Below are 12395 nucleotides of genomic sequence, written 5' to 3' on the forward strand. Positions count from 1 at the left end.
CCTTACCTCTTTACTTCTTCCAGGCCTTCTTGGCCTCGGCTTCGAGTGCGGTCTGTGCGCCCTTGATGTCGCTCGGGTTGCGCAGGAAGTCCTGCAGTACCTTCCACTCGCCCTTGCCGTCGGTGCCGCCGAACGCGCTCGGCGCGAGGTCGGACATGTCGTAGCGGACGGCGTCACCGGCCGAGACGATCGTCTGCCCGAGCTGCTTGGTCAGCTCGTCGGGGTAGTTGTCGGGGGAGACGTTCTTGTTGGGCGACAGGTAGCCGGGCAGCTTGGCCCAGATCTCGCCGCCCTCCTTGGAGGCCAGGAACTGCAGCAGCGCCATCGCGCCGGGGGAGTCCTTCATCGCGACCGCGACGTCGCCGCCCAGGACGACGGGCGCCGTGTCACCGGCCTTGGGGAAGGGGAAGTACTTCGCCTCCTCGCCGACCTTGGCGCCCGACTGTGCGGCCTCGACGGCCACGAAGTCACCCTCGATGACCATGGCGGACTTCTTGTTGCCGTAGACCTTGGACACGCAGGTCGGGTAGTCGGTCTGGAGGGCGCCGGAGCTGCCGTCGAGCAGGAACTCCTTCTTGCCGACGATCTGCTGGATCTTCTCCAGCGCGGTCGTCACGGTCGGGTCCGTCCACGGGATCTCGTGCTTGGAGAGCTTGTCGTAGTTCTCGGCGCCGGCGGTGGACAGGTAGACGTTCTCGAACAGGTCGGTCAGCGTCCAGCCCGAGGCGGCGCAGAGCGAGAACGGCGCGGTGCCGGAGTCGGCGATGGTCTGCGCGTTCTTGACCAGCTCGTCCCAGGTGGTCGCAGGCTGCACGCCCGCGTCGTCGAACGCCTGCCCGCGGTACCAGACCAGCGACTTGTGCGCCGCCTTGATCAGCACGCCGTACACCTTGCCACCGGCGGAGCCGAGCTCCTTCCAGTACGGGGTGTAGTTGGTGTCGATCTCCTTGATGACGTCGTCGGAGAGCGGCTTGAGCGCGTTCTGGTCGGCGTACTGCTGCACCAGGCCGGGCTGCGGGAGGACGGCCACGTCCGGCGGGTTCTTTCCCTGGATGCGGGGGCCGAGGTAGGCGCCGGTGTCCTCGCCGGTGGAGGCGTACGTGACCTCGGCGCCGGTCTTGTCGGAGAAGGCCTTGAGCACCTGCTCGAAATTCTTCTGCTCGGCGCCGGTCCACTTGGCGGCGACCTCGAGCTTCACGCCCTGGAGCGGCTTGGCGGCGGCGGGGGCCGACGCGGAGCCCGAAGCGGTGGGGGTGGTCGTGGGGGCGTTGCCGCAGGCGGCGACGGCTACCGCGAGCCCGGCAAGGATGACTGCTGCTCTGGCTTTTCGCATGGCTGCCTCACTGGGTTCTGATGATCTCTTCGAGTTCTGACTTCATGGAGACCGCGACGTCGTCGGCGGACTCGCTGGAGGGGTTGCCGAGTGCCTTGGCGACCGAACTGGCGATCACCAGGCTCAGCTGGTTGTAGTTGGCGCTCACCGGCCGGGCCTTGGCCGCGAGGATGCTCTCCTTGAGCACGGGGAGGTAGGGGAAGCGCTTGATCAGGGCGGGATCGTCGTAGAGCTCGGTCCACACGGGCGGGAACGAGCCCTCGGTGAGGACCCGGCGCTCGTTCTCCAGGCTCGTGAAGTAGCGGATGAACTCCTGCGCCGTGTGCTGATGCCTGGAGTACGCGCTGATCGCCAGGTTGGCGCCGCCCAGCGTGCTGGACCCGGGACCGGTGGGCCCCGGCAGCCGGGTCACGCCGAGCTTGTCGCCCAGCTTCGCCTTGGCGGGGCCGTACGCGTGCGGCCAGTTGCGGGCGAAGGCCAGCCGGCCCTCCTGGAAGGCCAGGCGCGACTCCTCCTCCTTGTAACTCAGCGACTCCTTGGGGATCCAGCCCTCGCGCAGACCCTGAAGCAGGAAGTCGAGCGCGATCTGAGCCTTGGCCGGATCGAGAGTCACCTCCGTGCCGTCCCGGCTGACGATCTGCCCGCCGGCGGACTGCAGGGCCTCGGAGAAGTTGACGGTGAGCCCTTCGTACGCCAGAAACTGCCCGGCATAGCCTCCAATGTCATTCTTTTTCGTAACCTGCCGTGCCTGGTCGCGGAGCTCCGCCCACGTCCGCGGCGGCTTCTTGACCAGGTCGGTCCGGTAGTAGAGCAGTCCCGCGTTGCTCGTGTACGGGACTGCCCAGAGCTTGTTCTTGTAGACCGCCGTCTCCACGACGGGCGGCAGGAACCTGTCGAGCGGGAACAACCCGCGCTCCAGGGGGATGATCCAGCCGTTCTCCGCGAATTCGGCCGTCCAGACCACGTCGAGCCCCAGTACGTCGTACCGGCCGCTCTTGGCCTGGAGGTTTGCCACCATCTGAGCGCGCTGCTCGTCGGCGGCCTCGGGCAGCTCGAGCAGCGTCACCTTCTCGGCCGGGTGGGCCTGGTTCCAGCGGTCCAGCAGGGGTTGCAGGTACGCCGTGGTGTCGCGGCCGGTGGCGAACGTGATGGGGCCTGTGCCGCCCGTACCCGTCTCGCCGCTGCCCTCATTGCTCGCCGAAGCGCATCCGGCCGCAGCCAGGAGCACGGCCAGGAAGAGCGGAAGCGAGCGCACCTCTGTTTCCTCCATGTTCAGAGGGGGGTTACATACGTGTTAGGTAGATGCATTCATGTTATGCACACATGTAATCTGTAGGTCAACGGATACCTACGTAACGCATTCGTAACACGGCGGGGAGGTGGGGCAGTGCGGCTTCACCTGCTGGCGCTCCTGGCTAAAGAGCCGGCTCACGGCTACGAGCTCAAACAGGCGCTGGAGCAGACGTTCGGCAGCGCCTATCCCTCCCCCAACATCGGCCAGATCTACGTCACGCTCGGCAGGCTGGAGAAGGACGGTCTCGTCAGGGCGGTGGACGTCGAACAGTCCAACAGGCCCAACAAGAAGGTCTACTACCTCACGGCCAAGGGCCGGGAGGTGCTCACCACCTGGGTGGACGAGCCCACGGAAGGCCCCAGGGTGCGCGACGAGTTCTTCATGAAGCTCGTGCTCGCCCCCCTCACCGGCATCGCCGACCGGATGGCGCTGATCAGCCGGCAGCGCCGCCACTACCTGTCGCTCATGGGCGATCTCAACGACCTCCTGGCCCGTACGCCGCCCACCGACCGGGTGGCGACCCTTCTCATCGAGGGCGCCATGCTCCACCTGCAGGCGGATCTTGACTGGCTCGAGCGTTGCCAGGAGGATCTGGCATGAGCGCGGTTGTGAAAACGGTCAATCTGGTCAAAATCTACCAGGATGGCGCAGTGCCCGTGCCTGCCGTGCGCGGTGTGGATCTGCAGGTGGAGCCGGGTGAGTTCGTCGCGATCATGGGTCCCTCCGGGTCGGGGAAGTCCACGCTCGTCCACATGCTGGGCGGCCTCGACACCAGGACCAGCGGCGAGATCTGGCTCGACGGCAAGCGGGTCGACACGCTCTCGGAGAGCGCGTGGGCGCTGCTGCGGCGCAAGAAGGTCGGGTTCGTCTTCCAGTTCTTCAACCTCGTCGCCAACATGACCGTCGGCGACAACGTCGAGCTGCCCGCGCTGCTCGCCGGGGCCTCGCCCAAGGTGGCCCGAGAGCGGCGGGAGAGCCTGCTCGGCGCGCTCAACCTCACCGACCGCGCCGACGCCGCGCCCGCCCAGCTGTCCGGCGGCGAGCAGCAGCGGGTCGCGCTGGCCAGGGCGCTGGCCAACCAGCCCAGCGTGCTGCTGGCCGACGAGCCCACCGGCAACCTCGACAGCCGCAACACCCGTGACGTGCTCCGCCTGCTCAGCGACGTCCACAAGGAGGGCCAGACGATCGTCATGGTCACCCACGACGCTCGCGTGGCCAGCCTGGCCGACCGGCTGGTGTCCCTGTTCGACGGAGAGATCGTGGACGACGGCCGCATCTCGCGCAGACGCACGAGAACGGCCGGCGAGGTGATCGATCTTCGATGAGTGCCACTCTCGCGGGGAGCAGGTGGATCAAGGCCGACCTGCGGGCCAGGAAGGCCCAGGCGGTGCTGACCGTGCTGACCGTGGCCGGGATCGTGGCCGCGCTGATCACCGCCGCGACCCTCCTCGAGGACGGCACGAACCCGTGGCGGAGCCTGTTCGCCCAGACCGACGGCGCCCACGTCTGGCTCTACACCGACGACAGCCCTCAGGTGGCCCTGGGCGGCATCGACGGCGTGACGCAGGTCGCGGGCCCGTACAGATCGGCGCCCGTGACCGTGGCGCAGGACGGCAAGAAGGAGCCCGCGGCGCTGCGCGCGATGCCCGCCACGCCGCCGCAGGTGGCGCACCCGGTGGTGGCCGAGGGCAGGTGGCTGGACCCCTCACAGCCCGACGGGGTGGTCGTCGAGCGCTCCTTCGCGACCTCGCTGCGGCTCAGGATCGGCGCCCCCTTCACGATCATCGCGCTCAGCGGTGAGCGCCACACCCTGTACGTACGCGGCATCGCCGACTCCGCCGAGCAGGGCTTCTACCCCCAGTGGACGCCCGGCCTGGCCTACGTGCTGCCCGCCATGCTCGACCGCATCGAACCCATGCTGGGCCGCAGCGAGTGGGTGACGGGCCTGCGCCTGGCCGACCCCGACGCCACGCAGGTCGTCTCGCAGCGGGTGGTCGTCATGCTGGAGGACAAGCTCCAGCGTGTCTACACCTGGCGCGAGGTCAGGGCCGCCATGGAGCTGGACAACCGGCTGCTGGGCACGCTGCTGGCGCTGTTCGGGGTGGTCGGTCTCGTGGCCGCCGCGCTCGCGTTGGCCAACGCCGCCGGCGGGCGGGTGCTGGGCCAGCTCCGCGACCTGGCCACGCTCAAGTCGATGGGCTTCACCAGGGGCCAGATCGCGCTGCTGCTCCTGGTCGAGCACGGCGCGCTCGGGCTGCTCGGCGTCGCGATCGGCGCCCTGGTGGGCTGGAGCGTGACGGCGGCGGTGCTCGGCGCGACGTCCGTGGCGCCCATCCCCGTGCTGGCCATCGTCGCGGGCACGGCCCTGGTGGTGCTGGCCGCGGTGGGCGTGCCCGCGTGGCGCGGCGGCCGCACGCCGCCGATCCCCGACGCGCCCGCCCTGCCGCCACGCGGCCACCTGTCCAGGCTTGCCCGGCTGGCCCTCCTGGTACGCCTCCCGCCCGCGCTCGTCCTCGGCACCAGGGACGCCTTCACCCGGCGCGTGCCGGCGTTCCTGACGGCGTTCGGGCTGGCCGTGCCGATGATGATGATCACGATCGGCCTCGGCGTCTGGGCCACGCTGGACAACTTCGCCGACCACCCCGAGCAGGTCGGCCAGCACGCCAGCCTGTACGTCAGGCCCGGCAAGCTGGAGCCGGCCGACGCCAAGCGCATCGCCGAGCTGGACAGGGACGTGGCCCAGGTCTACCCGGGCACCGATGTGAACGCCCTGGCGCCCGGAGAGGCCCGCTCGGTCCGCGTGCGGGCCATCGGCAGCTCGACGGAGCCGTACCCGTTCCCCGTGGTCGAGGGGCGCATGTACGCCCGCCAGGGCGAGGCGGTGGCCGGGCAGGGCCTGCTCGACCTGCTCGGAGTCAAGATCGGCGACCGGGTGCGGTTGACCGTGGGCGGCACGCCGCTGATCGTCAGGATCGTCGGCAGGACCGTCGAGCCCGACCTGGACGGCGAAGTGATCTCGGTGGGGCTCGACAGCCTGGCGGCCAAGGACTCGGTGCCGCCCGAGTTCTACGCGCTCGCCCTCAAACCGGGCGCCGACAAGGCCGAAGTACGCGGACGGCTGCTGGCCGAGTCGGGCGAGAGCCTGGACGTCCAGGCCGCGGTCAACCCGGCGGACCGGCTGGCGGTCATCCGGGTGGTGATCGTGGCGCTGATCGCCGTGCTGATGCTGATCGGCCTGGCCAACCTGCTCACCGCCAGCGCTCTCGGGCTGCGCGACCACGCGTTCGACCTGGCCGTGCTGAAGGCCATGGGGCTGACGCCGCGCCAGGTCATGGCCACGCTGGTGACGGGCACGGGGCTGCTGGTGGTGCTCGGGGTCGGCGTGGGCGCCGCGGCGGGCATGTCCGTCGTGACCGGGCTGATCGACCTGCAGGGCCACACGAGTGGCGTCGGCGCGGGCATCGGGCGGGCGCCCTCGGCCCTGACGCTGATCGCCGCCGTCGCGGTCGCCGTGGGCACGGCCCTCGCGGTGGCGCTCATTCCCGCCCGCCGCGCGGCCCGTGCCCAGGTGCCGGTCACTTCCCGCTGAGAGACTTCTCGCTCTTCAGCGCGAACCAGTAGAAGCCGTGCCCCGGCAGCGTGAGCAGGTACGGCAGCTCGCCGATCGGCGGGAAGCGCACGCCGCCCCGCGCCTCGACCGGGATCATCCCCTCGAACCTGCGCAGGTCCAGCTCGACCGGCTGCGGGAACTTCGACAGGTTGTTCACGCACAGCATGATGTCGTCGCGGTCCTCGCGGACGAAGGTGAGCACGGACGGGTTCGACGACCACATTTCCGTGTACGCGCCCACGCCGAACACCGGGTGCTTGCGGCGGATCTCCAGCATCTTGCGGGTGAAGTGGAGCAGTGAGCCCTCGTGGCGCTGCTGGGCCTCCACGTTGACCGCCTGGTAGCCGTAGATCGGGTCCATGACCGCGGGCAGGTAGAGCCGCCCCGGGTCGGCCGAGGAGAAACCGGCGTTGCGGTCGGGGCTCCACTGCATCGGCGTGCGGACCGAGTCGCGGTCCTCCAGCCAGATGTTGTCGCCCATGCCGATCTCGTCGCCGTAGTACATGATCGGCGAGCCCGGCAGGCTCAGCAGCAGCGCCGTGAACAGCTCGATCCGGTCACGGTCGTTGTCGAGCAGCGGGGCGAGCCGGCGGCGGATGCCCAGGTAGGCGCGCATGCGCGGGTCCTTGGCGTACTCCTTGTGCATGTAGTCGCGCTCTTCCTCGGTCACTGTCTCGAGGGTGAGCTCGTCGTGGTTACGCAGGAAGATGCCCCACTGCGCCTTCTCGGGCAGCTTGGGCGTGCGCGACATGATCTCGGAGATCGGCTCGCGGGTCTCCTTCTTGACCGCCATGTAGATGCGCGGCATGAGGGGGAAGTGGAAGGCCATGTGGCATTCGTCGCCGCCCGTGGTGGGGTCGCCGAAGTACTCCACCACGTCCTCGGGCCAGCCGTTGGCCTCCGCGAGCAGCACCCGGTCGGGGTAGAGCCGGTCCACCTCGGCCCTGATCTTCTTCAGGTACGAGTGCGTCTCGGGCAGCCCGGCGCACGCCGTGCCCTCGCGCTCGAACAGGTACGGCACCGCGTCCAGCCGGAACCCGTCGATGCCCAGGTCCAGCCAGAACCGCAGGACCTCCAGCATGGCCTCCTGCACCGCCGGGTTGTCATAGTTCAGGTCCGGCTGGTGGTGGAAGAAACGGTGCCAGTAGTACTGCTTGCGCACCGGGTCGTAGGTCCAGTTGGACTCCTCGGCGCCAATGAAGATCACCGGCGCGTCGGGGAACCCCGTGGGGTGGTCCGACCACACGTAGAAGTCGCCGTACGGACCCTCGGGGTCGTGCCGGGACGCCTGGAACCAGGGGTGGCGATCACTTGTGTGGTTCATCACAAGATCGGTGACGATCCGGAGGCCACGCTCGTGCGCCTTCTCGATCAGCTGCACGAAATCGCCCAGGTCCCCAAAGTCCGGGAGGATCTTCATGTAGTCCGAGATGTCGTAGCCGCCGTCACGCAGCGGCGACTCGTACAGCGGCAACAGCCACAGGCAGTCCACACCGAGCCACTCGAGGTAGCCGAGCTTCTCGATGAGACCGCGCAGGTCGCCGGTGCCGTCGCCGTTGGAGTCCTTGAACCCCCGGACGAGAACCTCGTAGAACACCGCCCGCTTGTACCAGGCTGGATCCTCCGAGACGAACGCCTCGGAGATCGGCTCCGGCATTGGGGATGCGTTGATCATATGTCGCTCACAGGAAGAGATGTGGGCAGGACGAAGTCACCGGTTGCCCCGGCGTTTATCTGGTGACCGCGCCGCGTGGAGTCGTCATCCCTGCGAACCCCACTGCCCTTGAACGAGACCTGATTTGTGATCTGGCGCCCGTTTGTGCGGCGCTTACGGGCCGAACACTACCAGCCCGGTGGCTTTCCGGAACCCGCTTCTGCTGTGCCAGGGTTAGTACCCGAGAGATCCGTATGTAATCGCTCTGTTACCCAGCGTTCACTAAAAAGGTGGCGCGAGGTCCGAGAGGTCGTTCTCGAAGTCGCTCAGCCATAGTCCGAACAGCACCAATCCCCGCACCCAGAAGCGGTCGTTCCATCCGTTGAACCTGGTCAGAGCGTCAGGTCCGCCGGCGATCACCTCGTGCAGCTCGTCGGACAGCAGCCCCGGCACCCGTCTCACCACAGTCTCCAACATGCGGTGCGAATAATTTCGGGCGGGAGCGGCCGTGGACCGCAGCGGCACCCTTTGGAGGGGCTGCTTGACCACATTGGTGGAGGGCAGTGCGGCCACCCGTGGATTGGCCGCGTGGAGCACCTCGCGGTAGAAGCGGCCCTTGTCCTTTCGGGCCACGCCGACAGAAAGCGCGGCGTCGAAGAAACGCGGGTCGATGAACGGCGCCGCGAACGACGCCTCGGGCCCCACCAGGTTGACCGCCGAGCGCGCGATGCCCCGCACGGTCCTGGTGTGCAGCACCGAGAGCGGCAGCTCGGCCCGGTGGCCGTGGAACATGGAGGTGGCGCCCGCGAACTGCTCCCGAACGGTCTCCTCCATCCACTGGGCGGCGGCCTTGGACAGGAACGGCTGGGAAGGCGCCCCCAGCGACAGCGAGCCGAGCACGGCCGCGGTGCGCTCCGCCTGCGTCCTGGCCTCCAGCGCGGCCCCGCTGACCATGAAGTTCTTCAGCAGCGGCCCGCCGGCCAGGCCGTCGACGAGGATCCGGCCCGCGCCGTGCACCTCCTTGGCGAAGGGCGCGTACCAGGCGTGGTGGGGCGTGAGGTACTCGAGCCTGCGGGCCACCTCGACCGCGTCGCCCGGGTAGTCGGCGGCGTCCTGGATGATCACCCGGTGCGGGATGCCCAGCTCCCTGGTGATCGACCTGGCGAACGCGATGTCGGTGTCGGTGCCGTCGTCGGGGCTGGTCGTCCACGACTCGACGTCCATCCCGCGGGCCTTGGCCACGCCGGCGAGCAGCCGGGAGTCGTAGCCGCCGCTGACCGGGACGAGCAGCTTGCGGCCGTCGTAGTCCTCGTAGACCTCGTGCAGCAGGTCGACGATCTCTCGGGGGCTGATCCACGACTCGTACGGCTCCGTGCGCAGCCATCGGGGCAGCCTGCGCTCCGTCGCGAACCCGCCGTGCCGCCACACCAGCGCGCTCGACCCGGGCAGCCGCTTGACGTCGGCGTACGGCGTCGCCTCGCCCAGCGGGAAGGTCACCTGGATGATCGAGGCCCACGCCGACCAGTCGATCTCGATCGGCACGAGGCTGAGCAGCGGCTGGATCAGGGACGAGAAGTAGACCGCGTCGCCGTGACGCACGTAGTAGACGTCCACGAGCCCCAGGGCGCCCGTGTGGAGAGTGACACGCTCGCCGTCGCCGATCAGCCCCGGAGTCTCGTACGTCTCCGCCACCGCCATCCAGTCCTCGGCGGCGGCGGGTTTGCGCTCGCCCCAGGAGAACGCGAACGCCTGGCCGGCCCGATGGTAGGGCGGCAGCGGCGTGGAGCTGAACAGGGCCGCCTCGGGCGACTGGAGCGCCGGGAGGACCCGCGGCCCGGCGGCGATCAGCTTGCCGAGCATGGCGGTGTCGATCCGGCCTAGAGCTCCGCAGACGTAGGGCCGCACGTTGAACTGCACCGGATCTCATCCCTTCGAGACGCTTCCGGCAAAAGAGTATCCTTTGCCGGGCTGAGGGAGCGGAGGTCCATTTGTCTACTGAGCTCGAGAGCACGCGTAGAGCCTTGCGGGATGCCGTCGCGCAGGCGGAGCGAGCGGCGGAGCTGGCCAGGCTGCTGGACGCCGCCCAGGCCAAGCTGGCCGCCGCCGAGCAGAGCGTCGAGGAGGCCAGGGCGCTGGCCGCGCGGCTGAACGAGGCCGAGGAACGGCTCGCCGCCGAGGAGGCGACCGCCGAGAAGCTGCGCAGGGAGCTGGCCGAGCAGCATTTCCAGGCCGAGGTCGCCAACTGGAAGCTGTCCTCGATCAAGGTCGCCCGCTGGAACCGCCTCGGCGACGCGATCAAGAGCGGCAAGAGCAATCCGGTGCGGCTGGCCAAGGGGCTCAGGGGCGCCGCCAAGCCCGTCAAGCGACCCATCGCGCCCAAGCGCAGGCCCCCCGCGGCCGTCAAGCCCAAGGACGAGCGCCCCGGGGCCGCGTTCCAGGCCACGACTACGACCAGGACGGTCGGGGGCGCCTCGTTCAAGCTCAAGCCCTTCCGGGTGCCGACGGGACCCAACACCCGGCCGCATCTGACGGCGGCGGTGATCGCCGACCCGCACGTCGAGGCGCTGCTCCGCTACGAGTGGCGGCAGACGACCGGCTTCACGCCCCGCGACTTCGCCAGGGTGCTCCCGCTGGAGGTGCCCCACCTGCTGGTGGTCGAGTCCGTCACGCGGGGGCCGTGGGCCGAGGAGATCATCGGCGAGCCGGGCGAGGGGCTCAAGGCGCTGCTCGCCTGGTGCGCCGAGCGCGGCATCCGCACCGTCTTCTGGCACACGCAGGGCGACGTGGCCGCGTACGCCGCGGCGGCCGAGCTGTTCGAGCACCGGTTCACGACCGATCTCACGGTGGCCTGGCCGCGGTTGCAGTTCGGGGTGCAGCCCAGGGTGCACAACCCGCTGCCGCTCTCCAGCGGGCGCATCGACCGGACGCTCACGCTCGACCAGCTCCTGCCCGAGCACCTCATGTACCCCGACGTGCTGACCTCCTACCGGTGGCCCGCCGGCGTGGACTGCCCGCCGGGGACGCCCCAGTGGCGGCTGGCCGAGCTGGCCGCCTGCGGCACCCCCATCGGCCCCGACCCCGACACCCGGCGGGCGCACGTGGCGCTGCGGCGGGCGTACCAGATGGGCACGATGTCCGAGCGCATCGACGAGCTGCTCGACGCGATCGGCCTGCCCAGCGCCCGCGCCACGCTCAACACCTCGGTTCTGCTGCCGATCAGCGACCCGTACCTGATGGAGCACGCGCTGGCGCAGGTCGCCAAGCAGTCGGGGGTCGACCAGCTCATCATCATCGGGCCGCCGGAGTCGGAGCTGCGGGCCCGCGACGTGCTGCCGGACGTGGAGATCGTCCACCGCCGCCCGCAGCCCTCGATGACCGAGGGCGCGATGCTCGGCGCCGGCATCGACCTGTGCGAGGCCGACCTGGTGGCGGTCATGGACCCGCGCGACGTGTACGGCGCGCACTACCTGTCGGACCTGCGGCGCGCCTTCCTCTTCAGCACCGCCGACATCGTGGGCAAGGCGGCCTTCTACGCCCACCTGCGCAAGCCCCAGGCCACGCTGCTCAAGCAGCCCGACGCCGAGTACACGTACGTCCCCGAGATCGTCGGCGCGACCCTCCTGGCCCGCAGGAACACGCTGCGCGAGCTGGGCTTCGCCGACCTCACCGAGGGGTGGGACGAGGTGCTCATGCGGCAGTGCCGCACGGACGGGATCAAGGTGTTCTCGGCCGACCGGTTCGGCTACGTGCGGGTACGCGACGAGGACCGCTGGCTGCTGGGGGCGGCCCAGCTGGTCGAGTACGGCTCCGCCGAACCGCACGCGCTCATCTGAGCCAGAGCACGAGCGCGACGACCAGCAGCACGTAACCGGAGATCGTCTGAACCCACGTCCTCCCGATCGGCTGCTCCCTCAGCAGCACGCTGCCCGTGCCCGTGGCGAACGTCGCCAGCACCAGCCACGGGCTCCACACCACGAGGAGACAGGCGCCGATGTCCCGGGCGATCATGCCCACCTGGACCACGAGCTGACGGGGAGCGAGCACGTGGCCGGGGCTGTCGGCGGCCCTGCCGGGTTCATCGGGCTTGAGGAGCCGCCTCAGCGACATCATCGCCAGCAGGAGCGCCGCCAGCAGCGCCGCCGACCACAAGCCGGCCCAGGCGGCCTCGGCCGCTCCCGCGCCCGCCCAGGCGAGCAGGCCCAGGCGCGCCAGCTCGAACACCGCCTCGCCCGCCGCGAGGGCGACCGTGGTCAGCCGGGCGCTCGCCTTCATCTTCGCGACGAGGAACCCGAGCGGCAGGATCGAGAGCAACGACCCGGCCATCAGCACGGCGGCGATGCCCACGCCGCTCCAGGCCGGCCGGGACACATAGACGCTCAGCCCGACGCCTGCGAGCAGGCACAGCAGCAGCCGCAGCAGCCACTCCCGCATCCGCTGGGCCGCCGGATCGACCTTGCGCGCCATTTGGCCCCCTTTACTCTGTGTAGATTGACGATCTACCTGC

General features: G+C 69.6%; 9 protein-coding genes. 4 read left to right on the top strand and 5 right to left on the bottom strand.

Annotated elements, in window-relative coordinates:
• Positions 1 to 10 precede the first annotated feature (10 nt).
• Positions 11 to 1333, bottom strand: coding sequence for an ABC transporter substrate-binding protein (locus tag ACQPWU_RS10275; RefSeq protein ID WP_433438603.1), 1323 nt, complete (start codon positions 1331 to 1333; stop codon positions 11 to 13).
• Between the two features lie 7 nt (positions 1334 to 1340).
• The gene (locus ACQPWU_RS10280) at positions 1341 to 2588 is read right to left on the bottom strand and encodes an ABC transporter substrate-binding protein (RefSeq protein ID WP_433438604.1); all 1248 of its coding nucleotides are present in this window, start codon (positions 2586 to 2588) and stop codon (positions 1341 to 1343) included.
• Between the two features lie 132 nt (positions 2589 to 2720).
• On the opposite strand from ACQPWU_RS10280, the gene ACQPWU_RS10285 reads away from it, so the two are divergent.
• Genes ACQPWU_RS10285 through ACQPWU_RS10295 form a run of 3 tightly spaced genes read left to right on the top strand, consistent with a single transcriptional unit; the run spans position 2721 to position 6216 of the window.
• A complete protein-coding gene (locus ACQPWU_RS10285; RefSeq protein ID WP_433438605.1) occupies positions 2721 to 3227 on the top strand; it encodes a PadR family transcriptional regulator in 507 nt (168 codons plus the stop codon).
• Positions 3224 to 3952, top strand: a complete 729-nt coding sequence (locus ACQPWU_RS10290) for an ABC transporter ATP-binding protein (protein WP_360686838.1) — start codon at positions 3224 to 3226, stop codon at positions 3950 to 3952. Before ACQPWU_RS10285 ends, ACQPWU_RS10290 begins: the two co-directional genes overlap by 4 nt.
• On the top strand, positions 3949 to 6216 hold the full coding sequence (locus ACQPWU_RS10295; RefSeq protein WP_433438606.1) for an FtsX-like permease family protein: 2268 nt from the start codon (positions 3949 to 3951) through the stop codon (positions 6214 to 6216). The genes ACQPWU_RS10290 and ACQPWU_RS10295 overlap by 4 nt, the downstream gene beginning before the upstream one ends.
• Here the strand turns inward: ACQPWU_RS10295 and treS are convergent.
• Together treS and ACQPWU_RS10305 are read right to left on the bottom strand one after the other, a co-directional pair.
• Positions 6203 to 7894 carry a maltose alpha-D-glucosyltransferase gene (treS, locus tag ACQPWU_RS10300; protein ID WP_433438607.1) on the bottom strand — a complete coding sequence of 564 codons (1692 nt, stop codon included), beginning with the start codon at positions 7892 to 7894 and terminating at the stop codon, positions 6203 to 6205. The genes ACQPWU_RS10295 and treS overlap by 14 nt on opposite strands.
• Positions 7895 to 8173: 279 nt before the next feature.
• Positions 8174 to 9808, bottom strand: a complete 1635-nt coding sequence (locus tag ACQPWU_RS10305) for an asparagine synthetase B family protein (protein WP_433438608.1) — start codon at positions 9806 to 9808, stop codon at positions 8174 to 8176.
• A 71-nt stretch (positions 9809 to 9879) separates the two neighbouring features.
• On the opposite strand from ACQPWU_RS10305, the gene ACQPWU_RS10310 reads away from it, so the two are divergent.
• On the top strand, positions 9880 to 11724 hold the full coding sequence (locus ACQPWU_RS10310; protein ID WP_433438609.1) for a hypothetical protein: 1845 nt from the start codon (positions 9880 to 9882) through the stop codon (positions 11722 to 11724).
• Here the strand turns inward: ACQPWU_RS10310 and ACQPWU_RS10315 are convergent.
• Positions 11717 to 12355, bottom strand: coding sequence for a hypothetical protein (locus ACQPWU_RS10315; RefSeq protein WP_433438610.1), 639 nt, complete (start codon positions 12353 to 12355; stop codon positions 11717 to 11719). The two genes, ACQPWU_RS10310 and ACQPWU_RS10315, sit on opposite strands and share 8 nt — an antisense overlap.
• Positions 12356 to 12395 lie beyond the last annotated feature (40 nt).

The organism is Nonomuraea sp. CA-141351, from assembly GCF_050944675.1.
GTDB lineage: Bacteria > Actinomycetota > Actinomycetes > Streptosporangiales > Streptosporangiaceae > Nonomuraea.

Coding starts and splice junctions, on each gene's coding strand:
- ACQPWU_RS10295 (WP_433438606.1), top strand. CDS start 3,949: ATGAGTGCCACTCTCGCGGGGAGCAGGTGGATCAAGGCCGACCTGCGG.
- ACQPWU_RS10275 (WP_433438603.1), bottom strand. CDS start 1,333: ATGCGAAAAGCCAGAGCAGCAGTCATCCTTGCCGGGCTCGCGGTAGCC.
- ACQPWU_RS10290 (WP_360686838.1), top strand. CDS start 3,224: ATGAGCGCGGTTGTGAAAACGGTCAATCTGGTCAAAATCTACCAGGAT.
- treS (WP_433438607.1), bottom strand. CDS start 7,894: ATGCCGGAGCCGATCTCCGAGGCGTTCGTCTCGGAGGATCCAGCCTGG.
- ACQPWU_RS10315 (WP_433438610.1), bottom strand. CDS start 12,355: ATGGCGCGCAAGGTCGATCCGGCGGCCCAGCGGATGCGGGAGTGGCTG.